Source organism: Prevotella sp. HJM029 (assembly GCF_000599605.1).
Taxonomy (GTDB): Bacteria; Bacteroidota; Bacteroidia; order Bacteroidales; family Bacteroidaceae; genus Prevotella.
The window spans coordinates 36,558-60,120 of the sequence record NZ_KK082677.1 but is presented as its reverse complement, the minus strand read 5'-3'; the positions used below and the strand labels follow the sequence as shown (position 1 = coordinate 60,120).

Genomic DNA, 23,563 nt, shown 5'->3' with positions numbered 1-23,563 from the left:
TTGAATCCTTAATATTTTATATTCTTTTTCCTTCAGCCAACTCCATGAGATATTTCCCATAATCATTTTTAATCATAGGTTTGGCATCTTCAATAAGCTGTTCTTTGGTAATCCAACCTTTTCGATAGGCGATTTCTTCTAAGCATGCCACCTTCAATCCTTGTCGCTTCTCTATGACTTCAATGAATGTACTGGCTTCGGAAAGGCTATCGTGTGTGCCGGTGTCAAGCCATGCAAAACCTCTTTGCAGCGGTTTTACTTGCAAGCTTTTGCGGTTGAGATATTCTTGATTTACAGTGGTTATTTCTAATTCGCCACGAGCACTGGGTTTAATGTGCTTCGCTATTTCTACCACACTATTGGGATAGAAATACAAGCCCACCACAGCATAATTGCTCTTTGGTTTTGCAGGCTTCTCTTCAATGCTAAGACAATGTCCTGTTGCATCAAATTCGGCAACGCCATAACGTTCGGGGTCGTTTACGTAATAACCGAAAACACTGGCCTTTTCTTCTTTTTCTGCATCGTGTACGCTTGCCTTTAATAGTGCGCTGAAGCCCGAGCCATAGAAGATGTTATCGCCCAAAACTAAGCAGACGGCATCATTGCCGATGAAAGATTCGCCAATGATGAATGCCTGTGCCAGGCCATCGGGGCTTGGTTGTTCGGCGTAAGAGAAGGTGACTCCTAACTCATGCCCATCGCCTAAAAGGCGTTTAAATCCAGGAAGGTCATAGGGGGTAGATATGATGAGTATCTCACGGATTCCTGCTAACATAAGAACCGATATGGGATAATAAATCATGGGCTTATCGAATATCGGGATAAGTTGCTTGCTAATGCCTCGGGTAATGGGATAGAGGCGTGTGCCTGATCCACCTGCTAAAATGATTCCTTTCATACTATCATTTGTTCGTTTGATGATTACTGATTTTAATAAGCATGTTTATCGGGGATGAATATGCTTATAATGGTTTTGAAAATAATGCGTAGGTCGAGTGCAAACGACCAGTGCTCGATATACCAGATGTCGTGGGCTACGCGCTCTTCCATCTGCCATAATTCTGTCGTCTCACCGCGATAGCCCGTCACTTGCGCCCAGCCTGTGATGCCCGGTTTACAGAAATGACGCACCATATATTTATCGATGAGGTCGCTATAGACTTTGGTGTGATAGAGCATGTGCGGGCGTGGTCCAACGATACTCATATCTCCTTTTAGTACATTCCAAAATTGTGGCAGTTCGTCTATGTTGGTTCGCCGCATGAAATTGCCAAAAGCAAACTTACGTGGGTCATCCTTTGTTGCTTGCTCGGTATCGGCTGCTGTGTTGACGTGCATGCTTCTGAATTTATAGCATGTGAATGGTTTTCCTGCAAAGCCTGTGCGTTGTTGTTTGAAAAAAACGGGTCCTGTGCTTTGCATCTTAATACAAATGGCAATGATGGGGGTAATGAGCAAGAGGAAAAGACAGGCTATGCTGGCACCAACAATGTCGAAAAGGCGTTTGAGAATGCGATTATTAGCGTTGCTAAGTGGCTCAACGTGATTGGTGTAAAGCAGAGTGTCACCCATGTATTCTGCACGTAGGGGCAGTCGATAGGGGCTGAATTTACGAGGAACATAATGGAAGCGCAGTACATTGGCGTCGCAGAATTTCATCACTTCGACCATGAAATCATTGTAATCATGGCTCAAACTGCAGAAAACCTCTTGCGCTTTGGGTAAAGCATTTTGCATCTTGTGTTGTTTCCAGTCGTCCAATGTGCCAAGATGTTTCAATTCCTTTGGTGCTCGCAGAAAGTCGTTGTCTGCATAAAATCCCACAACACGATAGCCCATAGCAGTGTCTTCTTTCATATTTCGATAAAGGTCTAAGAGCGACGGGTCGTTACCAATGAAAATGATATTGTGTACATTGTGTCCTTTGAGTCGCAGAAACTTCAAAATGAAACGCTCGAAAAAGCGACTCACCATGATGGCTATGAAGCAAAAAATAGTATAGGGGATGGCCAAATGAAAGAAATCTACTTTGGGAAACATGAAACTCATGAGGATGAGTAGGGTCACCACGTGAGCTCCTGTCAGCTGTAACACGCGAATGGCGATTTTATTAAATTCAACCCAACGATAGTGCACAATCGTGTGGAAAAAATATTGTGCGAAGGCCATCGACACATTCGTCAGCAGAAAGATAATTTTAAAAGAATGAAGGAAATCGTAGGGGATATTATCCGAAAATAGTGTGAAAACAGCTATCAGCATGATGTTTGCAATCGCAAAATCGTTGATGCAAACCAACTGTTTCGCCAATGTCTTGCTGTTAAAGTTAGGATTCATTCCACACTATTGTTTGTAAATTCGTAATCGATAATGCGTATATCAAGCAATGTGCAAAGTTAATAAAAAAAACAAGATATAGGAGTTTTATGCCAAAAAATAGTTGCTTTTTCGTTGTCGTAGGGTTGCATACGTCAAGAAAATGTATTTTTTCGTTGTGTGCGAGATCGTATCCATCGCGAAAAAGATATTTTTGGGGGATTTTTGCTTTGCTGCCGCGCAATATTCATAGCCGTTCCAACTCTTCAAGGGTTTTCTCCACCTTGTTGAGTTGCTGTTTGCCAAAGCTGTAACTGAAGCGCAACACTATTTTGCGGCTCTCCCCATAGCCCCATGACACAAGGTGCAGGGCGTCCTTTGTGCCGTAGCTATCCCAGCGTTCGGAGTGCAAAATATCGGTCATCAACAGCGATAGCCGCATGCGCCCATCGTGCCAACTTTTGTTGAGCCCCAGATCGATGCTGCCCGTTGCGCGGCTCACTTCATAGCTCCCGCCCTGACGTTTGGAGTGATAGCGCCCCGAGATTTCGGTATTGATGCCCCAAGGCAGAAACAGGGTGTTACTCATCGACAGGCTGCACGACGGGCGTTTGTAGTGTTGCCGATAGGTTTCGTAATCCAACTTGTTGATGAAGTAGTAGCATCCCAGGTTGGTGTTGAAGTCCCACCAGGCGGTGAGGCGTTTTGAGAAGATGGCTTCTGCGCCCATTTGTTGCTGCTTGCCGATGTTCTTCGTCGTCATGATGGTTTTGTTGTGGTCGAAAACATCGGTCAGCGCGGTGAAATAGTCGTCGAGCTGGTTGTAATATAGGTTCATCGACAGATTTCCGCGGGTGTAATTCAACGTTATTTTGTGGCTGATTTGAGGTTTCAGGAACGGATTTCCTTTCCAATAGGAGAGTTCGTCGAGCAGATATTCAAAGGGGTTGAGATCCTCGTAGCGCGGTTTGTCTTGCCGCCGGCTGTAGAATAGCGCCACTTTATTTTTCTCGTCGATGGTGTAGGTAGCCGACAAATTGGGGAACAGCTGCAGTTTCGAACGATGATTTTCTTCGGTCGTTTGCTGCCGATAAGCGTTCAGCTGGTTGTGCGTGTGCATATATTCTATGCGCATGCCCGCGCTCAACGTCACTTTCTGCCACGCATGGGCGTATTGCAGATAGCCCTCGAGGTTCTTTTCGTTGTAGTAGAAATGATTTGAGCGCTGCGGGTCGGTCGCTCCGTTCTTTTTAAAAAGGAAATCGTTGTCGCTTTTGATGAGCGACGTTTTAAGCCCCGCGAGCCATTCGTCTTGTTCGTTCGGATGAAACTTATAGTCGGCCAGCAGGGCGTAGATGTCAATCGTTTTGTCGGGCTGCGAATAGAACTGGTCGGAGCGAATGAGGGTATTGGCTGCCGAAAAATAGTGATTGGGCTGTTCGCAGTGTGCGGTGCCGTCAAAATGTGTCCAGTCGGCCGTGAACGACAAGGAATGCTCTTTGGTGGGTTGATAGCGATAGCTTAGGCTGTTGTTGTAGCGCACTTGCCGTTGCTTCTTGTAATCGTTGCTTGCTTTCAGTGTGCCGTCCAACAGCGATGTACCTCGGTAGACATAGGTGGTGGTTTGCGTTAGACCAGGACCGGCCAGCATGCTCACCGAACTATTAACAAGCCATTGGCTTTTATTACTGGGTTGCCAGGAAAAATCGATGCCCGCTGCGAAGGTGTTTCGCTTGTCGGTGTCCACCGTCGAAGACTGGCTTTTGTCGCCCTGCTGCATCTTTTCGTAACCATAATCCATGGCATAATGCCCCAGGCTGTGGTTGTAGTTAAGACCTAATTGCCACTTGTTCGTGTTGTAGGCGAAGGCGAGGTCGGTGTTTTGCTTTAGGTTTTCCCAGTAAGAGAGGCCGTTTGAGGCGGTTAGGAAGATGCCCGATTTTGCAGCCGTCTTCAAAACGATATTGATGATGCCGCCAGCTCCATCGGCTTCGAAACTTGCATTCGGATTGGGCGCCGTCTCTATGTGTGCAATTTTTGAGGAAGGCAGCGCGCGGAGGTAGGCCGTCAGTTCGTCGCCTTGCAGCATTAATTTCTTTCCATTCACATAGATGGCGGTGCCGCCGAGCGTTGCTAAGGAGATATCGCCCTTGTTGTTGACCGAAACGCCGGGAGAATGTTTTAAGACATCAATGGCGTTGCCGATGTCTGCAAGATAGGATTGCGCCACATTGAGGCGTATTTTTCCATTCGACACACTGGTTATCGGACGCGACTTGCGGGCAGTTACTACAACATCCTTCAGATGGATTTCGTCGGGCACCAAGCGGATATCAGCTATCGTGGTGTCTTCGCCCACCGCGATGTCCTGCTTCACCTCTTTGTAGCCCAACATTCGTATGTAGAGCAGGAAGTGGCCTTGCTGCGCGGCGAACGAGAAATGCCCGTCGCGGTCGGTGAGCGTGGTTCCGACGAGAACGTTGTTGGGTTGGGCGATGAGCATCACGGTGGCAGCATCTGCTCCTTGCCCATGCTCATCTAAAATGGTTCCGTTGAGCTTGCATTGCCCGCTTGCAAACAGGGAAACTCCCATGCCGATGCAACACAGCAGCGCTCTTATAAAAAAGATATTCATCGTGATTGATTTTTTATTTGTGAATGGTCTAAGATAATCAAAAATGGTTTTCAAATTGCCAGATGTAGTTTATCGGTTGCAAATATAAGCATTTTCCTCGTTTGTGCAAGCGATTTGACTTGTAAAATGGTTGAGCATGGGGGTCGTTTGCACGCGTGTAAACTTACATTCGTTCCAACCGGGGGGTGTTTGCACGCGTGTAAACTTACATTCGTTCCACCCGAGGGTCGTTTGCACGCGTGTAAACTTACATTCGTTCCACCTGAGGGTCGTTTGTACGCGTGTAAACTTACATTCGTTCCAACTGGGGGTGGTTTGCACGCGTGTAAACTTACATTCGTGCTAACTGAGGGTGGTTTGCACGAAATGAAGGATTAAAAGGTGCGTTTCGACGGCCTTTCGTATGTAAAAATTAGGTCAATCGCGTGAAATGTTGTACCTTTGCGCAAACATTGAATTTGAAACATAACTTAGAATCATAACGAGACAAAAAATGGGATTTTTTTCTAATATTCTCAAGAGAAAGGAAGCTGCCCCCAAGGCGGGCGGGATGGAAGACTATATGATGCTCATCAGTGTTTATTTTGAAGCATCGCTCGCATCCAACTTGGGTATTAATAATTTGGGGATGCTTCCCGAGTTGCGCACGTTTAAAACCACACTGCATGTGCCCACGCTCAACAACAAGTTGGGATTGGGTGAGCGCAAACAATGTGAAAAGATGATGCGTGAGATTTATGGCACCAACGATAATTTCTTTCGCGAAGTGGATGCGAGCATTCGTAAAAACTGCCGCAAATTGCAGGACGTGCAGCCTTATATGGCTCAATTCCAAGCCTTCTGTCAGGATTTGATGATGCTCATTGGCAACCTGATGAAATTGAAGTTGCGTCTGCCGTCGTTCATGAAGAAAGCACTCTATACTATGACGGAGAAGACCATCAACGACGTGCTGACCAAGAACGATTTCACCGACCCGGGGGTGATGAAAACCGTCTTGCACGTGCGCCAGTATCAAAAGCGGTTAGGATTTTCGTCTAAATGGATGACCGATTTCGTGTTCCAAGTGGTGCTATTGAGCAAAAAGGAACCGCGTGTGAAAGATGATGCCGCGGCAAAAAAATAGTTTCTTACAGATTGCGCACACCATTTCATGGGTTTTTATGGTTGTTCTTGGCGGCGTGCCACATGGGACGTTACGCGGGGCAAAACTTAAAACAAGATTTGGCTGTTCCAATCTAAATCGTTAAATTTGCGGCTAAATTGTAGTTCTATGGACGCAATCGAAGAGAAGTTAAATTTGTTTTCTACTCGCATTCGCCAGCTCATTCTCCAATATGATACATTAAAAGTAGAGTATGCGGCGCTTGAGTCTCGTCTGATGGCGTGTAGGGAAGAGAATGAAACACTTCAAATGCAATTGGCGAAAGCCCAGAAGGACTATGAACGATTAAAGACTGCGAGGATGCTCGAAGTGACCGACGGCGATGTCGAAAGTGCTCAAAAACGGTTGCAGAAGCTCATTCGCGACGTCAATAAATGTATTACGCTGCTCAGTGAACAGTTGTAAAGTATGGCTGACGAGAAGAATAAAACACTGCGTATCACATTGCATGTCTATGATAACGAAATCCCGCTAACGGTGTTGCGGGAGGATGAAGCCTTATACCGTGAGGCGGCAAAGGTTATTACCGACACGATGAATGTCTATGCAGAGAAATATAAGGGTCAAATAGGTCGAGAGCAATTGCTTTATATGGCGCTCATTAATATAGCATTTCAATATGCGCGTGAGGCTCGACGCAACGACACTGCTCCTTTTAATAAACTTCTTCACCAGCTTACTTCTGAGGTCGAGGCGGCGTTAGCATAGAAGTTAAGCATATTCATAAAAAATAAATCATACATGTTTCTAACAATTATAACAGCCTGCATAGCGCTTTGTATTGGTGGCGCTGCAGGATATAGCATTTTCCGCTATGTGATTAAAGGAAAATACAATGAGATGGTGGCAGCTGCCAATAAAGAGGCTGAAGTGTTGAAAGAAAAGAAACTTCTGGAAGTAAAAGAGAAGTTCCTAAACAAAAAGAGTGAGCTTGAAAAAGAGGTGCAGCAGCGCAATCAGAAGATTCAGCAAAATGAGAATCGATTGAAGCAGCGCGAGATTACCCTCAACCAACGCCAAGAAGAATTGGGGCGTCGCAAGCAGGAGGTGGATCAAGAGCAGCTGCGCATTGATAATGAAATGAAGCTTTTGAGGCTTAAGCAACAAGAAGTGGAGAAAATGCAAAAGCAAGAGCAGGCCAAGCTCGAAGAACTCTCTGGACTGAGTGCCGAGGAGGCGAAAAGCCGATTGGTGGAGAGCTTGAAGGATCAAGCTAAGTTGGATGCTGCCAGCTATGTCAACGAAATTATGGACGAAGCCAAGCTTAACGCCAATCAGCAAGCCAAGAAGATTGTGATTCAAACCATTCAGCGCGTAGCTACCGAAACGGCTATTGAAAACTCGGTGAGTGTGTTCCACATTGAGAACGATGAAGTGAAGGGACGGATTATTGGTCGCGAGGGGCGTAATATTCGTGCATTAGAGGCTGCTACAGGTGTTGAAATCGTTGTCGATGACACACCCGAAGCCATTGTCATCAGTGCTTTCGATCCTATTCGCCGCGAAGTCTGCCGTTTGGCGCTCCACCAATTGGTTGCTGATGGGCGAATCCATCCCGCGCGTATTGAGGAAGTTGTAGCCAAAGTGAAAAAACAACTCGACAATGAAGTCATAGAAACGGGAAAACGCACAGCAATCGACTTGGGTATTCATGGACTTCATCCCGAACTCATCCGCATCGTTGGAAAGATGAAATACCGGTCGAGTTATGGTCAAAACTTGTTACAGCATGCCCGCGAAACGGCTAACCTCTGTGCTGTCATGGCCAGTGAGTTGGGGCTTAATCCCAAAAAGGCTAAGCGCGCAGGTCTGTTGCACGACATAGGTAAGGTGCCCGACGAAGAAAGCGAATTGCCCCATGCTTTGTATGGTGCGAAAATAGCCGAGAAATATAAAGAAAAACCCGAAATATGTAACGCTATTGCCGCGCACCACGATGAGGAAGAGATGACTACGTTGTTGGCACCCATTGTGCAAGTGTGTGATGCCATTTCGGGTGCACGTCCTGGTGCGCGTCGCGAGATTGTCGAAGCCTATATCAAGCGTCTCAATGACCTCGAGGCGATAGCGATGAGCTATCCAGGTGTGACGAAAACCTATGCTATTCAGGCTGGACGAGAGTTGCGTGTGATTGTAGGCGCTGACAAGATGACTGATGAGGAGAGCACCAAACTCAGTGACGAAATTGCAACGAAAATACAGAATGAGATGACTTATCCTGGACAGGTGAAGATTACTGTGATACGCGAAACGCGTTCTATTGCTTACGCAAAATAAATCTCATTCTACTTAACAAAGCGGAGAATTTCAGCAGAAGTTCTCCGCTTTTTTGTGGCTTGCTTGCCTTGTGATAGTGCAACTTTATGTGCATAGAACAAGTGGCATTTACTGTCCGAAATGTGTTTTGCTTCTCATCTGTCGTTAATGCTTGTTCGTCTGGTGGCACTCGTCTGTTTTTGATAAAAATGCTTGTTCGTCTGGTGGCGACCGCATGTTTTTGATAAAAATGTTTGTTCGTCTGGTGGCGACCGCTTGTTTGAAAACAATCCTCTCCCACTGGATTGAACATTATCTATAAAAGTCCTCCAGGTGTTGGTATATGCCAGAGCGTTTAATGACGCGGTATTGAAAGGGCTTAAATCTTATTGATGTCCACATAACCATGCATGACGGCATAGATGGTGAGGGCACTGACACTTTTCATACCGAGCTTCTCGGTGATGTTTTTGCGATGACTGATGACCGTCGTTAGGCTAATATTAAGCTGACTACCAATTTCTTTGTTGATGAATCCTTGCGCGATGAGTGCAAGAACTTCGATTTCGCGATCGGTGAGCAGTTTGGTTTTGAGTGCTTTGGGCATTTCGGGTAAATTCTTTCCGCCTGGATGTCCATATTGCTCTAATTGCAGAATAGCTTTCACAAGTTGCTCTTCGCTGGTGCTGATGCAGAGTGTTTTAAACTCCATCACTTTGTGTTCGTAGCTTTGTTCTGTAGTGAGCACAATGGTTTTTTGTCGATTGGCGAGGAAGAATTGACGATTTTCGAGCATAATTTTCATGGCCACGAAAAAGTGCATGAATTGTTGTGCTCCGGCAGCTTCAAGTTCATTGAGGTTGAAAAAGGTTTCGATGTCGGCAATAGGAATCACGTTTTGTAGCAGATTTTTTAGCCCAATAGTTGCCAACACATTATTGTCAATGATGGCTATTTTGGGGCGCATTGCAGCATGAGGTGGCATGTGCCCAGTGGAATGCAGATTGTTTTCGCTCATTTTTTTGTTCAATTGTTTTTATAAAAAGGGAGCAATCACATGACCTATGAATCCGCGGAAGCGTTGCCATGGTGTTCGCCATTGTTTCCATTTTTCTTCGGTGAGATAGAAACTATCTTTCTTTTCGCGATTGAAAAGGTCATCCAACTGCTTTGTGGTGCAAGAGTCGAGGATTACAGCATTTTCTTCATAGTCCCAACTCAGGCTTCGTGCATTGAGATTAGCACTGCCGACGGTGCACAGTTGTCCGTCGACGGTGATGATTTTGGTGTGATGGAATCCTGGTTCATAGAGCCAAATGTGGCAACCTCGTTTCATGAGTTTGTGGGCATTGTAGAAACCGCAGTCAGGAGTTAGTGGGATATCGCTACGCACACTCAACATAATATCGACTTTCACGCCTCGGGCTGCAGCGCGCTTGAGCGCTTGTTTCAGTTTGTGGTTGAGGGTGAAGTAGGGGTTAATGATTTTAATGCTATCGCGGGCATGATTGATGGCCGAGAGATAGAATTGTCGAATAATCTTATTGCTGGTGTGGGGTTCGCGATTGATGATACCTACCTGCTTGTGTCCTTTGCTTGCACACGCGTCAGGCTTGAGTCCTTGAAATTCGTTGGGCTGCAACTTTCCACCACGGAAATATTGTGCTCCACCGATATGTTGCCCTGTAGTTTTATTCCAAATATTGAGGAAAATCTGTTGGAGCGTGTTCACCGCGTCACCTTCTATGCGGCAATGCATGTCGTGCCATTCACCCACAGCTTCAGTGCCTTTGATGTAGTAATCGGCTACATTCATGCCACCTGTATAAGCCACGGAGCCATCGATGACCACAATCTTGCGGTGGTCGCGTGCAAAGACGTGGTTAATCCACGGGAAAGTAATAGGGTCGAATTCGTAGATTTCGATTCCTTTTGCACGTATGGTGTCAAGATGCTGTCGTTTGAGTGGGCGATTATTGGAGGAATTGCCAAAAGCATCAAACAAGGCGCGCACTTCTACACCAACTCGTGCCCGTTCTTCTAAGAGGCTAAAGAGCAGGTTGGCGATGGAGTCGTTGCGAAAGTTGAAATATTCTAAATGGATACTTTTCTTGGCTTGACGAATGGCGCGAAACATATCGTCGAACTTCTCTTGTCCTGAAGGAAGCAATACCACGGTGTTGTTGTGGGTGAAACGGATGCCATGGTTTGTTAAATCGCGCTTGACGAGCGTGTCGGCTGATTGTGCTGCACTTTGTAAAGTGAAGCACAAAAGCAAACTGATGATGAGCAGTATAGATTTCAAATTGTGGAAAAGAGTTTTATTACAACATGCAGGCATAGTGATCAACTACGCCAAGCAAATGTTTTTGTTCGTCAGTTACAAGCACCGTGTGAATTTTATGTCGATGCATGATAGCTTGGATTTCGGTGATTTTGGTGGTGGGCAACACGTGTTTTGGCGTGCGTGTCATGATGTCGCTCACGGTGTGGTTGAAAAATTCTGCTTGCCAGCGTTCCATGGCACGACGAATGTCACCATCGGTGATGAGCCCAATCACTTTATTGTCTTCTAAAGCAACGCCCAAACCTAATTGGCCTTTACTCACGCAGATGATAGCTTCGCCCAAGTGCATGTCTTGTGGAATGATGGGCAAGTCCTCTGTGCGCATCACGTCGCCTGCCGTCATGAGCAATCGTTTGCCCAGCTCACCACCAGGATGAAATTGGGCGAAGTCCTGTGGGCGGAAGTTACGCACCTGCATCAGTGCTATGGCTAAAGCATCGCCCATGGCCAAAGCAGCTGTCGTGCTGCTGGTTGGTGCCAAATTAAGTGGACATGCTTCCTTTTTTACCCGCACTTGAATGTGTGCATTGCTATATTTTGCCAGCAGCGATTGCGGGTTGGCCGTCATCGAAATGATGGGAATGTTCATATGGAGCACCATCGGAATAAACCGCAACAATTCATCGGTTTGCCCCGAGTTGCTCAGTGCCAGTACAACGTCGTCAGCGGTCATTACGCCCAAATCACCATGATATACATCTAAAGGATTGATGAAAAAGGCGGGTGTCCCAGTCGAAGCCAGTGTGGCTGCAATCTTTGCACCGATATTTCCACTCTTTCCGACACCTGTCACGATGATTTTTCCGTGGCAAGCATACATCATCTCCACGGCTTTAGTGAAGTTCTCGTCTACTAGTGGAATGAGTTCGTGAATGGCTTCGGCTTCTTCTTTAAGCGCTTGAATGCCCCATTGGCAGGCTTGTTTGATGCGTGTCTGTATATCGTTATCTTGCTCCATTTTACAATAGTTTTTCAATGAGTCCTTGCAAGTTGTCGAGTTGCAGCATGTTGGGGCCATCGCTTAATCCATGGTCGGGGTCGGGATGCACTTCGAAGAAATAGCCCGTTGCCCCAAAGGCCTTTGCTGCAAGCGCCATGGCAGGCACAAATTTGCGATCGCCACTCGTTGAACCATTCCCGGCTCCGGGGCGTTGTACACTATGTGTGCAGTCCATTATCACAGTGGGGACGAAAGCTTTCATGTCGGGAATGTTACGGAAATCAACTACCAAATTATTGTAGCCAAAACTATTACCACGTTCGGTGAGCCACACCTCCTTAGCGCCACTCTCCATGGCTTTCTCCACAGGATAGCGCATATCTTTGCCACTTAGGAATTGTGCTTTTTTGATGTTCACCGTCTTCCCAGTTCGGGCTGCAGCAACAAGTAAATCGGTTTGGCGACAAAGGAATGCCGGAATTTGCAGCACGTCACACACTTCGCCGGCGGCTTCTGCTTGATAGCTCTCGTGAATGTCGGTGAGCAGTTTCAAGCCATATTTTGTTTTGATGTCGGCCAACATTTGCAAACCGCGTGTCAATCCCGGACCTCGGAATGAGCGGAGCGATGTGCGGTTGGCTTTGTCAAAAGAGGATTTAAAGATGATATCAGTGCCCAATTTGTTGTTGATTTCAACCAATTTGCAAGCGACGATATCTAAAATTTCTGCGGATTCAATCACGCAAGGGCCAGCTATGAAGATGGGTTGCATAAGCATAAACGTTTTTACTTGGTGTGCAAAATTACATAAAAAGGAAGAAAAGCGCAAACTTTTCCTCCTTATTCTATAGCTTTTACAAGGCATTCTCCCATCAATTTATCGATAATCTCTACTGTTTTTTGAAGGCTTTTCAGATGTCTTGTTGTTTGTTTTAATTTTGACTTGTTTCGTTGTTGATGATGTGAATATCTTGTTGTGGGAAAGGAATTTCAATGTTGTTGGCGTTGAGTGTGTCGTATGCACATTCCAGAATGCGACTGCAATCGATGGCCTGAGTCAGCACGGACACCCATGCTACGATTTTGAGTGTCACGGCGCTATCGGCTAATTCTTTCACCATCACTGTTACACCGCGGGTGACGTCAACGCAAGGCAACTTGAGAATGTTCTTCTGCAAGAGCTCTCTCACTTGTTTGAGGTTGTTGCCATAGGCCACACCCACTTCTAAAACAGCGACCTCGTAGCCATGGTTTTTCGTCATGTTCTTATAGTTCTTGGTGAGTAGCTGGCTGTTTTGGAAGGAAATGACCGAGCCATCGTTGGCCTCGATAGTTGTAGAAGTGTAGCTGATGGAGCTCACACGACCGCGGATGCCATCGCAAATGATATAGTCGCCCACCTTTATACGACCCGCCATGAGCGAGATGCCGTAATAAATGTTTTCGAGAATATCTTTCATGGCAAAACCCACACCAGTTGAAAAACCGCCCGAAACAACTACAAGCCAAGTGTTATCGATGTGGAAAACGGCTAAAGAGCAAATGGTCCAAATGCCCCAGACAGCCACTTGAACAACATTCTTAGCCATGGTGAAACGGCTGGCCGCTGTGCTGATGTCGGAGCGTTCGAAGTGGAGTTTTAAGACCGCTTTTATGCTATGGTTGAGATATTTGAATACGAAATAGAGCGACACCACTTCGGCTACGGCGAGGATGCTGGCTGCGAACCATTTGGTGTTGATATAAGCATGGCGATAGATGTCCCAGATTTTATCGCTGAGATTAAACACATCGGCAGCCCAATAAATGGCTAAGAGAAACGAAGCAATGGCAAGCACGGGTAGCACGACTTGATAAACAAGGTTAAAGCTCCAGGTCTTAGTGATTTTTCGCTCTCTCATGCGATGTTTAATGCCCCAGGCTTTGAGCCAGCCACGCAGACAAGTGATGGTGAGGATACACGTGAGTTGCATCATCCACCAAATGAGCACTTGCACGCTGAGCAGCGTGTAGCCCATCCATGAAGCGAGCAAGGATAGTCCAAAGACCAATAGCGACGCATAGGAAAGTAGCGTGTCGCTCTGGGGAACGTGGCGTGTGTGGTGGCGAATGACCAACCATTGCCACAAGGTGAAGACGAGTAGCATGGGAGGCAGCAATAGATTCACTAAATTGTCGGGGATGAGCACAATGCGGAAGATAATCACGCTAAGGCTCATGCCCATGAGAGGCGCATAGAGATAGAACGCGCTTTTTATTTGGCGTCCACCTAAACGCAGCAGTAGCGAAACTAAGGTGACGGCCATCAGCCATGTGTAGCCCACGAGCAAGCCACTGGCCATGACAATAAAATGTTGCGAGGAGAAGAAGCGAATGACGCCGAAAATCACAGCCAACGTGATAGCCGATGTGGCCATGACAATATATTTTCGTCGTGCGATGATGGCAGGTCGGCGCAATCGCTTGGGCATGAGATAGCGTGCGATGAAGAAATTAACGGCAGCGGCGATGAGCCCATAGAAAGCAATGAGGCTGAAGAGGGTGACGATGTAACGCCCGTCCCATTGCGAGCGCACCTTGGTCTTCTCAAAGTATTTGCTTTGCACGGCTTGTTTCGACTCTTGCAGGTTCTCGGGCAGCTGTTTGAGCACGCTGAAATAGTTCTGTCCGGCATTGTTGAAAATCGAGTATTGGATTTCGCGATAACATTGGTTGGCGTAATCGTTGAGTGCTTGCAATTGCTTCTCGAGCGAGTCATAATAACCAATGTAATCGGTGAATTGCTTGCTGTTGTCGCTCAAGGTGTGGCGAATGTTGATGGCCAGTGTCAGGCACACACCTTTGTCAAGGCGCGCCTTGGAACTTAGATTGGCCACGTTCATGGAGCTGAGCGTGTTGATGAGATTGTCGTAGCGTGCAATCTCTGACTTATTTTGGTCGATGAATTGCCGGAAGGGTAGCAGGTTTTGCTTAAAATCTTCATATTGCTCGGTGGCTTCGTGGCAGGCATAAGCCAAGTCAAACACATATTCGGGCTTTTGCGAATAGAGCATCAGCGCGTTTTGGTTGCTTCGAGCTATCACGTTGAACAACATGTCTTGAACCGCTTTTTGCTGCTCTTTCATGGCGCCCACTTCCCGTTCTAAGTTGGCGTGATAGTTGGTAAGTTCGGTGCGAAGAATAGCGAGTGTGCTTTCTAAGTTACCCTCTTTGAGCACAGCATGGGCTGGCAGCAGCAACAGCAGCAACAGCAGCAGCAAGGACAATTTTTTCGTCATATTTTGAATGTTGAATGCGTCTTGTTTTGTGCAAAAGTAATAAAAAGTGGGAGAGGAATGGGTGTTCACTCTTGATTTTTGCAGTTTTTTATGGATGATGAGCCGCCAAACGCAAGCCAAATGGGGTGGGAGGCCCAAAGGTTGCCGGCGAATAGTTTGCCGCTGCACTAAAATGAGTTTATAGTCGTGGCGAGGTGCTTTCCGCTGCACTAAAATGAGTTTATAGTCGCGGCGAGGTGCTTTCCGCTGCACAAAAAAGAGTTTATAGTCGCGGCGAGGTGCTCGCCGCTGCACTAAAAAGAATTATAGTCGCGGCGAGGTGCTTTCCGCTGCACTAAAAAGAATTATAGTCGCGGCGAGGGGCTTTCCGCTGCACAAAAAAGAGTTTATAGTCGCGGCGAATAGTTTGCCGCTGCATAAAAATGAGTTTATAGTCGTGGCGAATAGTTTGCCGCTGCATAAAAGTGGGATAGGCTGTCGGGAATAGACGCTTTTGCATGCACATTGAAGATGATAGAATAGAATAAGGGTGAAGCGGGTGGGGAAAGTGGTTGTGGGTTTGGTTGAACCCCAGAAAATGCCTACTTTTGCAACGATAAAACGCTTGCAATCTCCACAGAAGGTTGCGAAGTGTAGCCGCAAAAGGCTGGGCTTTGCCATTCGGTTTTAGTCTCGAGATGCAAAGAGCGTTTTTAAAGCAATGAAATGATGACAGAACTACATTTAACTTCCCTTCATTTGCCCAGCGGCGGTCAGCAGTCGGTGTGCGTGATAGCAGGTCCCTGTTCGGCCGAAACCGAACAGCAAGTGCTCGCTACAGCCCGTGATTTGGCAGCTTGTGGTTGCCGCATATTTAGGGCAGGCGTTTGGAAACCACGCACCAAACCCGGGGGCTTTGAAGGCGTGGGTGAGGTGGCGCTGCCATGGTTGCAGCAGGTGAAAGCGCAGACGGGCATGCTCACGGCCACCGAAGTGGCAACGCCCGAGCATGTGGCACTGTGTCTGCAGCATGGCATTGATGTGTTGTGGGTGGGTGCGCGCACTGTGGCCAATCCCTTTGCCATGCAGGCTTTGGCCGATAGTTTGCGTGGTGTGGATGTGCCTGTGTTGGTGAAAAATCCTGTTAATCCCGACTTAGAATTGTGGATTGGTGCCTTGCAACGGCTCAATCGTGCGGGCATCACGCGCCTGGGTGCCATCCTGCGTGGTTTCTCGAGCTATGGAAAGAAAGCATATCGCAATCTGCCCATGTGGCAAATCGCGATTGAGTTGCGCCGTCGCATACCCCAGTTACCCCTCATTTGCGATCCCAGCCACATTGGCGGACGCCGTGACTTCATTGCGCCGTTGAGTCAGCAGGCCTTGGATTTGGGTTTCGACGGCTTGATTGTTGAGAGCCATTGCCACCCGCAGGAGGCGTGGAGCGATGCGCAACAGCAGGTGACGCCCGATACGCTGAAACAGATTTTGCAAACCTTGGTGGTGCGTAGCACGCGAGCTGTGGACGAGGGTTTGCGACCGCTGCGCGCGCAGATTGACGACATCGACAATCAGCTCATGATGCTCTTGGCACAGCGCATGCAGGTTTGCCGTCAGATTGGCATGTATAAAAAGGAGCAGAATTTGGCCGTGTTGCAAACCAATCGTTACAATGAAATCTTGGAAAAGCGCGGCGAGCAGGCCCGTTTGTGTGGCATGAGCGCGCAATTCGCGGCCGAAGTGTTTGAGCATATTCATGAAGAGAGTGTGCGCCAACAACTGCAAGTCATCAATGGCGAAGTGAAACCTTAAATCCAACGTCAATGGGCATGCTCAACTTTATCTCCATCCTTTTAGGGCTTTTCACGGTGGTGGAATGGAACTGTGAAAACCTTTTCGACACGCAGCATCAGCCGCCCAAGCGCGATACCGAGTTTTTGCCTAACGGCGCGTATCATTGGACCACTGCGCGCTATTGGACGAAGCTGCGGCATGTGGGGCAAACCCTAATGGCTTGTGGTGGCGAGGAAAAGGCGTGGCAGTTGCCCGATGTTATCGCGTTGTGTGAAGTTGAAAACGATTCGGTGATGCGTGATTTGACGAAGCGTTCGCCTTTCCGTCAGGCACATTACAACTATCTCATCACGCACTCGCCCGATGAGCGAGGCATCAATGTGGCACTGCTCTATTCGCCCTATTCGTTTCGCTTGTTGAGGTGGCATGCGGTGCGTGTGAACCCCATCCAGGGCATGCGTCCCACGCGCGATTTGCTTTATGCCGCCGGTGAATTGTTGTCGGGCGACACGCTGCATCTCTTGGTTGTTCATGCTCCGAGTCGCAGTGGAGGCGAACGCATCACGCGACCCAATCGTCGGGCAGTGGCACAACAAATCGTTGCGGTGGTCGACTCCATTCGCCTTCATTCCGCCGCGAATAAAATTCTCGTTTTAGGCGATTTCAATGATTATGCGCAGGATGAAAATCTTCAATATCTTTTGCGTCACCAGTTGGTTGATGTCTCTGCCGATGCAAAAGGAACGCATGGTGCGAAAGGCACCTATAAATATAAAGGCGTTTGGGACAGCTTAGACCATATCCTGTGTAGCGAAACCTTTAAGCCTTATTTCCGTCAATGCCAAGTGATGGATGCCCCTTTCCTGTTGACTACTGATGATAGTTATGGAGGTGTGCGACCTTTCCGCACCTATTATGGGCGCCGTTACTCTGCGGGGTTTAGCGATCACCTGCCTTTAGTAGCGCACTTCTGGCTTCCCGATTAAGTCCATCTTATTTGGGATAAATCAAGTAACCTTAATTTTTTTTAAATAACAAAATGCACTTTCGCTAATCTCCACCTTATTATGTATTTTTGCAACAACTATAGCCGAATTAGCTTTTTGATGTGTGATAGAGCGAATTCAGTACAAAGAGAATTATAAAAAAATAAAAGATATGTTTGAGAATTTAAGCGATAGATTAGAGCGCTCATTCAAAATATTGAAAGGTGAGGGGCAAATTACCGAGATTAATGTTGCCTCTACGTTGAAGGATGTGCGAAGAGCCTTACTTGATGCCGACGTGAACTTTAAAGTGGCAAAGAACTTCACAGATAAAGTGAAAGAGAAGGCATTGGGGATGAATGTGCTTACGGCTGTGAAGCCAGGCCAGTTAATGGTGAAGATAGTCCATGATGAACTGGCCGACTTGATGGGAGGTGAGGCTGTTGATATTAACTTAGATGGTCATCCTGCCATTATTCTCATGAGTGGTTTGCAAGGTTCTGGTAAAACAACCTTCAGCGGAAAGCTGGCTAACTTGCTTAAGTCAAAACGAAATAAGAAACCTTTACTGGTGGCTTGTGACGTTTATCGTCCAGCGGCCATTGAGCAGTTGAAGGTTGTTGGTGAGCAGATTCAAGTTCCAGTCTATGCCGAACCCGAGAATAAAGATGTTGTAGCCATCGCCCAGCATGCCATTCAAGAGGCAAAAGCAAAAGGAAACGATGTGGTGATTGTCGACACAGCAGGTCGTTTGGCTGTTGATGAAGAGATGATGAACGAGATTGCTTCACTGAAAGAATCGTTGCATCCTTCAGAAACACTATTCGTGGTGGATGCTATGACAGGACAAGATGCTGTCAACACCGCAAAAGAATTTAACGACCGCTTAGATTTCGATGGCGTGATTCTAACGAAATTAGATGGCGATACACGTGGTGGTGCGGCTCTTTCTATCCGCACAATCGTTACCAAACCTATCAAGTTTGTCGGAACAGGTGAGAAGATGGAAGCTTTGGATGTGTTCCACCCCAACCGTATGGCCGACCGCATCTTGGGCATGGGTGATATTGTCTCGCTTGTAGAACGTGCGCAAGAGCAATTTGACGAGGAAGAAGCTAAACGATTGCAACGCAAGATACAGAAAAACAAGTTTGATTTTAATGATTTCTTGGGACAAATTGAGCAAATCAAAAAGATGGGTAATTTAAAAGATTTAGCCAGCATGATACCTGGGGTTGGCAAGGCTATCAAGGATGTGGATATTGATGACAACGCTTTTGTGAGCATTGAAGCTATCATCCGAAGCATGACGCCCAAGGAACGCACCAATCCCGAAATTCTTAACACCAGTCGTCGTCAACGCATAGCTAAGGGATCGGGCACCAACATCCAAGAGGTGAATAAACTCATTAAGCAATTCGATCAGACACGAAAAATGATGAAGATGGTGACTGGAAACCAAATGGCAGGGATGATGAGCCGCATGAAAGGAATGAAGCTTCCGGGAATGCCTAAATGATTATGTCACAAGGTTTCTGAAAGCAGAGTAACAATCAAGTAATAAAGAATCGGATGCAGATTATTGATGGGAAGGCAACGGCAGCCGAAATCAAGGCTGAGATAGCGGCTGAAGTTCAAAACATTGTTGCGCAAGGTGGCAAACGCCCTCATTTGGCTGCCATCCTTGTTGGTCACGATGGAGGCTCCGAAACGTATGTGCGCAATAAGGTTCTGGCTTGTGAGCAATGTGGTTTCTTGTCGACCCTTATTCGCTACGAAGTTGATGTGACCGAAGACGAGTTGCTTCGTTGTATTGATAAACTCAACCATGATGCTACTGTCGATGGCTTTATCGTGCAGTTACCATTGCCGCCGCATATTGATGAGCAAAAGATTATTATGGCCATTGACTATCGTAAAGATGTAGATGGTTTCCATCCCATTAATGTTGGTCGGATGGCTATAGGTTTGCCTTGCTTTATCTCTGCCACACCATTGGGCATCATGACACTGTTGCATCGTTATCGAATCAAGACCAGTGGGAAGAAATGTTTTGTGTTGGGGCGTAGTAACATTGTAGGTAAGCCAATGGCACAATTGATGGCTCAGAAAGCTTATGGCGATGCTACGGTAACCATTTGTCATAGCCACACGCAAGATATTGCAGCAGAGTGTCGCCAGGCTGATATTATTATTGCTGCCACTGGTCAGCCAGGTTTTGTAACGGGCGATATGGTGAAAGAGGGTGCTGTGGTGATTGATGTAGGCACTACGCGTGTAGCTGATGCTACGCGTAAAAGTGGTTTTCGTCTCTCGGGCGATGTCTGTTTCGATGCAGTAGCCCCCAAATGTTCTTACATCACGCCCGTTCCGGGTGGGGTTGGCCCTATGACGATATGTTCTTTAATGCAGAATACATTGGCCGCAAGTAAAAATGAATATTATAAATAACGATATTGCATAAACGATTTTTTTTTATAACTCTCTAATTTTTGAAGGGGATGAGTTTGCAGTGATGTAAGCTGTCCCCTATTTTTTAGTAGAGGTATAAGCAGGCTATATTGTTTTTGCAGAGGTCTCAAACCTTCACTGCTACTTGTGTAATTCGAAATAATTTCTGAAATTTGTCCTTGTGTAAGTTCCATATTCTTGTTGTTTTTTATTACTTAATGCAAAGATAAGAATTATGTTGAACTTACACACTTTTTAAATTTTAAAGGACATAAGAAAATATCGTATCGCGGTTTTCCTTCTTTTGGTATGATACAAAAAAACTCATAGCTATCACTATGAGTTGCGGTGCGTACGAGACTCGAACTCGTGACCTCCTGCGTGACAGGCAGGCATTCTAACCAACTGAACTAACGCACCAAAAGGTGCAATGAGAATGAGTTGCGGTGCGTACGAGACTCGAACTCGTGACCTCCTGCGTGACAGGCAGGCATTCTAACCAACTGAACTAACGCACCAAAAAGATTTGGAAACTCATTCTGAATTGCGGTTGCAAAGGTAGTATAATATTTTATTCCTCCAAAACTTTTGCTATATTTTTTCTAAAAAAAGTTGCATGAGCAGGGCGTTTAGGTAGCCTTTGTCTGTGCGGAGCCATTGTTGTAATATTGCATTGTTTTTAAATCCTTGTTTCAATAGTAAGTTGTAGCAGACGATGTTAGTTTCAGCAACAACTGCATAGATTTGGTGCAAGTGAAGGGTTGTTGTGGCATGGGTGATGAGTTGCTGTAGTGCCAAGGTACCCCATCCTTGATGCTGATAGTCTTTCTTGATGATAATTCCTAATTCGGCTCTGCTGTGTTGTGGGTTGAAGTTCACGAGGTCAATGAGACCAATGGCGTGATGACTATCTGTTTCAATGATGAGCCTCACCTGCTTATCAGTATAAATATCGGCTGAAGCTTGTGCAATGTAGTCGTGGAGTACATAGCGCGAGTAGGGCACATTGGTGGCACCGATAGGCCAAAGGTCAGTGTCATTTTCTATTTTGTAAAGCAACTCTAAATCTTCGGGTTCCATAGCCCTTAATCTCACTTGTCTTGTCATACAATCTTTATTTTAGTGCAATTTATATAGTATTCATAGCTTCGTCTTGGGTAAGAAGGATATGGTTGCTGAAAGTTCCAAGCATATAGCCAAGCTGTTGCAGCCGATGCATCTGTTGCAAAATGGTGTCGTAGGTGAAGCATTGTGTGTCATAAACCACAATAACTTGCTTCTTGCTTTCATTCTTACTATCGATGACTTTTATATACGGCGCATCTGCGCTTTGTTCTATGAATTGAGCATGCAGCGCATTGGCTGTTGCAAACATTTTACATTTGGCAATCATATCTTTTTTACCGATGAAAAGATAGCTCTTTTGCTCCCTTTTTGCAGGGAAAAGATTGAAATATTTGCTGATATAATGTCTGGCTGTCTGCAACATGGCGATGCACGCTTTTGCAAGGATGAGCAGCTGTATGGGTAGTCTAATCACCCAAGTTGTTCGGGCATAATGCTTACGCAAAAAGATGAGCATGGCTTTATAGAACACATGCACGTAGCGAAAGGATGTGTGGGCGGTGCTTTTTCCTTTATAATGGAGGATATCGAGTGGGAGATACCAGTTCTGCCACCCGAATCTCAGTAGCTGATAGCTGAGTTCAATGTCTTCGCCATACATAAAATAATCTTCATCGAGCAGACCCACTTGTAGCAAGGCTTTGCGTCGAAGCAACATACATGCACCGCTGACCACTTCGATTTGTGCCGCCTCATTCCAAGGAAGATGGCCTAAATAGTAGTGAGCAAAGCGGTGATGATGTGGGAACAGCCGGTGTAAGCCTATCATTTTGTAGGCAGCTGTGAGCGGTGTCGGGATGCCACGGCGACTTTCCTTTGCCACGCTGCCATCGGCTTTGCGCATGCGAAATCCGGCACATCCAGCTTGCGGATGCGTTTGCATGAAGGCCAATGCGTCGGCCAATGTGTGCTCGCCCACGAAAGTGTCGGGATTGAGCAGCAACACATATTCGCCTTGGCTCTGGCGGATGCCGATGTTGTTGGCTTTGGCGAAGCCTAAGTTGTGCTGGCAAGGGATGAAACGAACGTTGGGGAAACGCGGTTTGAGAAAAGCCATACTGCCGTCGGTCGAATGGTTGTCTACAACAATGATTTCCATACTTGCAACGCCACACGTCTGCTGAAGCGCCCACAGGCATTGCGCTAAATAGAACTTCACGTTGTAGTTGACGATGACGACCGATAACAGCATGTTGCGCGAGGGTTATTTTTCTGGCTCGTTGGTTTGTGTCAGCATTTTGTATTCGCTTTGATAGCGCTCCTCGGTGGGGAAGACGAACAGTAGCGCGAGGCCGAGAATGATGCCCATATAACCAAATGCCACGTTCATAAATGGGTAGTAGAGCGTGGCGTTGGCCACGAGTAGCAGCAGCAACCAGCTTTGGCGCATCAATGCCCAGCGATGGTAGTTGCGTTGCGCGGTGGTAGGTTGGCGATTGATGTGTTGCTGTACCCATCGGAATTTAAACAGGCGCAGTGCCACGGGAATGCTGCAGATGGTGAGCAGTTCCATGAGTGTGACACACAGAAATTCGGCGGCTACGAAGCGATGTGCCGTGCCCACCCATTCAAAGATATCGTTTTCGTTGAGGACAATCCACAGTAGGGTGAGTGCTATGACGATGATGAATTGTGTGCGTAATGTTTTCATTTGAACGTAAAAAAGAATGGTTATTTAAAAGGGGTGCGGTTGAGGATTGAGCGTCCGAGCGTCACCTCGTCGGTATATTCCAATTCGTCGCCCACTGAAATGCCGCGCGCAATGATGCTCAGCTGCACATCGAAAGGCTGCAACTTGCGCGAGATATAGAAATTGGTGGTGTCGCCCTCCATCGTTGAACTCAGCGCAAGAATAATTTCTTTCACGCCCCCTTGACTGACGCGCTCCACCAAGCTATCAATTTCGAGGTCGGCTGGCCCGAGTCCATCCATGGGCGAGATGATGCCTCCCAACACATGATAGCGGCCGTGGAACTGCTGTGTCTTTTCGATGGCCATCACGTCTTGGATATTTTCCACCACGCAGATGATGGTGCTGTCGCGTCGTTCATCGGCGCAGATGGGGCAAATGTCGGTGTCGCTGATGTTGTGGCACACGCGACAATGCTTGATGCCATGCTTCATCGTGGTGAGCGCCTGACTAAGTCCATCCACCTCGTCATCGCTTTGGCGCAAAAGATGAAGCACCAGGCGAAGGGCCGACTTGCGCCCTATGCCTGGTAGCTTTGCAAATTCGCCTACAGCTTTTTCTAATAAGGCTGAAGGATATTGTTCGTTCATATTTCGTT

The 23,563-nt window shown here is 46.8% G+C and carries 22 protein-coding genes and 2 tRNA genes; 8 read left to right on the top strand and 16 right to left on the bottom strand.

Going from position 1 to position 23,563, the window contains the following annotated elements; genetic code table 11:
• Positions 1-16 precede the first annotated feature (16 nt).
• The 3 genes from rfbA to X919_RS0113265 form a co-directional block, all read right to left on the bottom strand.
• Complete coding sequence (gene rfbA / locus X919_RS0113275; RefSeq protein WP_028900526.1) at positions 17-901, bottom strand: glucose-1-phosphate thymidylyltransferase RfbA; 885 nt, start codon at positions 899-901, stop codon at positions 17-19.
• Between the two features lie 32 nt (positions 902-933).
• Positions 934-2,340 (bottom strand): exopolysaccharide biosynthesis polyprenyl glycosylphosphotransferase, encoded by a 1,407-nt coding sequence (locus X919_RS0113270; protein WP_028900525.1) that lies wholly within the window; start codon positions 2,338-2,340, stop codon positions 934-936.
• 226 nt (positions 2,341-2,566) lie between these two features.
• Positions 2,567-4,954 (bottom strand): outer membrane beta-barrel family protein, encoded by a 2,388-nt coding sequence (locus tag X919_RS0113265; protein ID WP_028900524.1) that lies wholly within the window; start codon positions 4,952-4,954, stop codon positions 2,567-2,569.
• A 493-nt stretch (positions 4,955-5,447) separates the two neighbouring features.
• Between X919_RS0113265 and X919_RS0113255 the strand changes: the two genes are divergently transcribed.
• From X919_RS0113255 to rny, 4 genes are all read left to right on the top strand, one after another.
• Positions 5,448-6,080 carry a hypothetical protein gene (locus X919_RS0113255; protein ID WP_028900522.1) on the top strand — a complete coding sequence of 211 codons (633 nt, stop codon included), beginning with the start codon at positions 5,448-5,450 and terminating at the stop codon, positions 6,078-6,080.
• Between the two features lie 147 nt (positions 6,081-6,227).
• On the top strand, positions 6,228-6,524 hold the full coding sequence (locus X919_RS0113250) for a hypothetical protein (RefSeq protein WP_028900521.1): 297 nt from the start codon (positions 6,228-6,230) through the stop codon (positions 6,522-6,524).
• A 3-nt stretch (positions 6,525-6,527) separates the two neighbouring features.
• A complete protein-coding gene (locus X919_RS0113245; protein ID WP_028900520.1) occupies positions 6,528-6,827 on the top strand; it encodes a cell division protein ZapA in 300 nt (99 codons plus the stop codon).
• 33 nt (positions 6,828-6,860) lie between these two features.
• Positions 6,861-8,396, top strand: coding sequence for a ribonuclease Y (rny, locus tag X919_RS0113240; protein ID WP_028900519.1), 1,536 nt, complete (start codon positions 6,861-6,863; stop codon positions 8,394-8,396).
• Between the two features lie 358 nt (positions 8,397-8,754).
• On the opposite strand, the gene X919_RS0113230 is transcribed toward rny, so the two are convergent.
• The 6 genes from X919_RS0113230 to X919_RS16735 all read right to left on the bottom strand — a co-directional run bounded on the left by X919_RS0113230 (position 8,755) and on the right by X919_RS16735 (position 15,439).
• Positions 8,755-9,393, bottom strand: a complete 639-nt coding sequence (locus tag X919_RS0113230; protein WP_036918079.1) for a response regulator transcription factor — start codon at positions 9,391-9,393, stop codon at positions 8,755-8,757.
• 18 nt (positions 9,394-9,411) lie between these two features.
• Positions 9,412-10,680, bottom strand: coding sequence for a cardiolipin synthase (cls, locus tag X919_RS0113225; protein WP_028900516.1), 1,269 nt, complete (start codon positions 10,678-10,680; stop codon positions 9,412-9,414).
• Positions 10,681-10,699: 19 nt separating this feature from the next.
• Complete coding sequence (locus X919_RS0113220; protein ID WP_028900515.1) at positions 10,700-11,680, bottom strand: KpsF/GutQ family sugar-phosphate isomerase; 981 nt, start codon at positions 11,678-11,680, stop codon at positions 10,700-10,702.
• Between the two features lies 1 nt (position 11,681).
• Entirely contained in the window at positions 11,682-12,434 is a 753-nt protein-coding gene (gene kdsA / locus X919_RS0113215; protein ID WP_028900514.1) for a 3-deoxy-8-phosphooctulonate synthase, read from the bottom strand.
• A gap of 160 nt (positions 12,435-12,594) precedes the next feature.
• Positions 12,595-14,940 (bottom strand): mechanosensitive ion channel domain-containing protein, encoded by a 2,346-nt coding sequence (locus tag X919_RS0113210; RefSeq protein WP_028900513.1) that lies wholly within the window; start codon positions 14,938-14,940, stop codon positions 12,595-12,597.
• Positions 14,941-15,274: 334 nt separating this feature from the next.
• Complete coding sequence (locus X919_RS16735; RefSeq protein WP_155949734.1) at positions 15,275-15,439, bottom strand: hypothetical protein; 165 nt, start codon at positions 15,437-15,439, stop codon at positions 15,275-15,277.
• Between the two features lie 209 nt (positions 15,440-15,648).
• Here X919_RS16735 and X919_RS0113195 point away from each other — a divergent pair, with 209 nt between their 5' ends.
• The 4 genes from X919_RS0113195 to folD all read left to right on the top strand — a co-directional run bounded on the left by X919_RS0113195 (position 15,649) and on the right by folD (position 20,150).
• Positions 15,649-16,731, top strand: coding sequence for a bifunctional 3-deoxy-7-phosphoheptulonate synthase/chorismate mutase type II (locus X919_RS0113195; RefSeq protein WP_028900512.1), 1,083 nt, complete (start codon positions 15,649-15,651; stop codon positions 16,729-16,731).
• 11 nt (positions 16,732-16,742) lie between these two features.
• Positions 16,743-17,699: an endonuclease/exonuclease/phosphatase family protein gene (locus tag X919_RS0113190; RefSeq protein ID WP_081759477.1), complete on the top strand. Its 957-nt coding sequence runs from the start codon at positions 16,743-16,745 to the stop codon at positions 17,697-17,699.
• Positions 17,700-17,871: 172 nt separating this feature from the next.
• On the top strand, positions 17,872-19,218 hold the full coding sequence (ffh, locus tag X919_RS0113185) for a signal recognition particle protein (protein WP_028900510.1): 1,347 nt from the start codon (positions 17,872-17,874) through the stop codon (positions 19,216-19,218).
• A gap of 53 nt (positions 19,219-19,271) precedes the next feature.
• On the top strand, positions 19,272-20,150 hold the full coding sequence (gene folD, locus X919_RS0113180) for a bifunctional methylenetetrahydrofolate dehydrogenase/methenyltetrahydrofolate cyclohydrolase FolD (RefSeq protein ID WP_028900509.1): 879 nt from the start codon (positions 19,272-19,274) through the stop codon (positions 20,148-20,150).
• On the opposite strand, the gene X919_RS0113175 is transcribed toward folD, so the two are convergent.
• The 7 genes from X919_RS0113175 to recR form a co-directional block, all read right to left on the bottom strand.
• Complete coding sequence (locus X919_RS0113175; protein ID WP_028900508.1) at positions 20,141-20,344, bottom strand: hypothetical protein; 204 nt, start codon at positions 20,342-20,344, stop codon at positions 20,141-20,143. The genes folD and X919_RS0113175 overlap by 10 nt on opposite strands.
• 152 nt (positions 20,345-20,496) lie before the next feature.
• Positions 20,497-20,570, bottom strand: a tRNA-Asp gene (locus X919_RS0113170).
• A 24-nt stretch (positions 20,571-20,594) separates the two neighbouring features.
• Positions 20,595-20,668, bottom strand: a tRNA-Asp gene (locus X919_RS0113165).
• 73 nt (positions 20,669-20,741) lie between these two features.
• Positions 20,742-21,257 (bottom strand): GNAT family N-acetyltransferase, encoded by a 516-nt coding sequence (locus X919_RS0113160; protein ID WP_028900507.1) that lies wholly within the window; start codon positions 21,255-21,257, stop codon positions 20,742-20,744.
• Between the two features lie 22 nt (positions 21,258-21,279).
• Complete coding sequence (locus tag X919_RS0113155; protein WP_028900506.1) at positions 21,280-22,467, bottom strand: glycosyltransferase family 2 protein; 1,188 nt, start codon at positions 22,465-22,467, stop codon at positions 21,280-21,282.
• 12 nt (positions 22,468-22,479) lie between these two features.
• Positions 22,480-22,926 (bottom strand): hypothetical protein, encoded by a 447-nt coding sequence (locus tag X919_RS0113150; protein ID WP_028900505.1) that lies wholly within the window; start codon positions 22,924-22,926, stop codon positions 22,480-22,482.
• Between the two features lie 20 nt (positions 22,927-22,946).
• Positions 22,947-23,555, bottom strand: a complete 609-nt coding sequence (gene recR / locus X919_RS0113145; RefSeq protein ID WP_028900504.1) for a recombination mediator RecR — start codon at positions 23,553-23,555, stop codon at positions 22,947-22,949.
• Positions 23,556-23,563 lie beyond the last annotated feature (8 nt).

Excerpts from the sequence above, each read along its gene's own strand:
- rfbA (WP_028900526.1), bottom strand. The coding sequence starts at position 901 with ATGAAAGGAATCATTTTAGCAGGTGGATCAGGCACACGCCTCTATCCC.
- X919_RS0113270 (WP_028900525.1), bottom strand. The coding sequence starts at position 2,340 with ATGAATCCTAACTTTAACAGCAAGACATTGGCGAAACAGTTGGTTTGC.
- X919_RS0113265 (WP_028900524.1), bottom strand. The coding sequence starts at position 4,954 with ATGAATATCTTTTTTATAAGAGCGCTGCTGTGTTGCATCGGCATGGGA.
- X919_RS0113255 (WP_028900522.1), top strand. The coding sequence starts at position 5,448 with ATGGGATTTTTTTCTAATATTCTCAAGAGAAAGGAAGCTGCCCCCAAG.
- X919_RS0113250 (WP_028900521.1), top strand. The coding sequence starts at position 6,228 with ATGGACGCAATCGAAGAGAAGTTAAATTTGTTTTCTACTCGCATTCGC.
- X919_RS0113245 (WP_028900520.1), top strand. The coding sequence starts at position 6,528 with ATGGCTGACGAGAAGAATAAAACACTGCGTATCACATTGCATGTCTAT.
- rny (WP_028900519.1), top strand. The coding sequence starts at position 6,861 with ATGTTTCTAACAATTATAACAGCCTGCATAGCGCTTTGTATTGGTGGC.
- X919_RS0113230 (WP_036918079.1), bottom strand. The coding sequence starts at position 9,393 with ATGAGCGAAAACAATCTGCATTCCACTGGGCACATGCCACCTCATGCT.
- X919_RS0113220 (WP_028900515.1), bottom strand. The coding sequence starts at position 11,680 with ATGGAGCAAGATAACGATATACAGACACGCATCAAACAAGCCTGCCAA.
- kdsA (WP_028900514.1), bottom strand. The coding sequence starts at position 12,434 with ATGCAACCCATCTTCATAGCTGGCCCTTGCGTGATTGAATCCGCAGAA.
- X919_RS0113210 (WP_028900513.1), bottom strand. The coding sequence starts at position 14,940 with ATGACGAAAAAATTGTCCTTGCTGCTGCTGTTGCTGCTGTTGCTGCTG.
- X919_RS16735 (WP_155949734.1), bottom strand. The coding sequence starts at position 15,439 with ATGCAAAAGCGTCTATTCCCGACAGCCTATCCCACTTTTATGCAGCGG.
- X919_RS0113195 (WP_028900512.1), top strand. The coding sequence starts at position 15,649 with ATGACAGAACTACATTTAACTTCCCTTCATTTGCCCAGCGGCGGTCAG.
- X919_RS0113190 (WP_081759477.1), top strand. The coding sequence starts at position 16,743 with ATGGGCATGCTCAACTTTATCTCCATCCTTTTAGGGCTTTTCACGGTG.
- ffh (WP_028900510.1), top strand. The coding sequence starts at position 17,872 with ATGTTTGAGAATTTAAGCGATAGATTAGAGCGCTCATTCAAAATATTG.
- folD (WP_028900509.1), top strand. The coding sequence starts at position 19,272 with ATGCAGATTATTGATGGGAAGGCAACGGCAGCCGAAATCAAGGCTGAG.
- X919_RS0113175 (WP_028900508.1), bottom strand. The coding sequence starts at position 20,344 with ATGGAACTTACACAAGGACAAATTTCAGAAATTATTTCGAATTACACA.
- X919_RS0113160 (WP_028900507.1), bottom strand. The coding sequence starts at position 21,257 with ATGACAAGACAAGTGAGATTAAGGGCTATGGAACCCGAAGATTTAGAG.
- X919_RS0113155 (WP_028900506.1), bottom strand. The coding sequence starts at position 22,467 with ATGCTGTTATCGGTCGTCATCGTCAACTACAACGTGAAGTTCTATTTA.
- X919_RS0113150 (WP_028900505.1), bottom strand. The coding sequence starts at position 22,926 with ATGAAAACATTACGCACACAATTCATCATCGTCATAGCACTCACCCTA.
- recR (WP_028900504.1), bottom strand. The coding sequence starts at position 23,555 with ATGAACGAACAATATCCTTCAGCCTTATTAGAAAAAGCTGTAGGCGAA.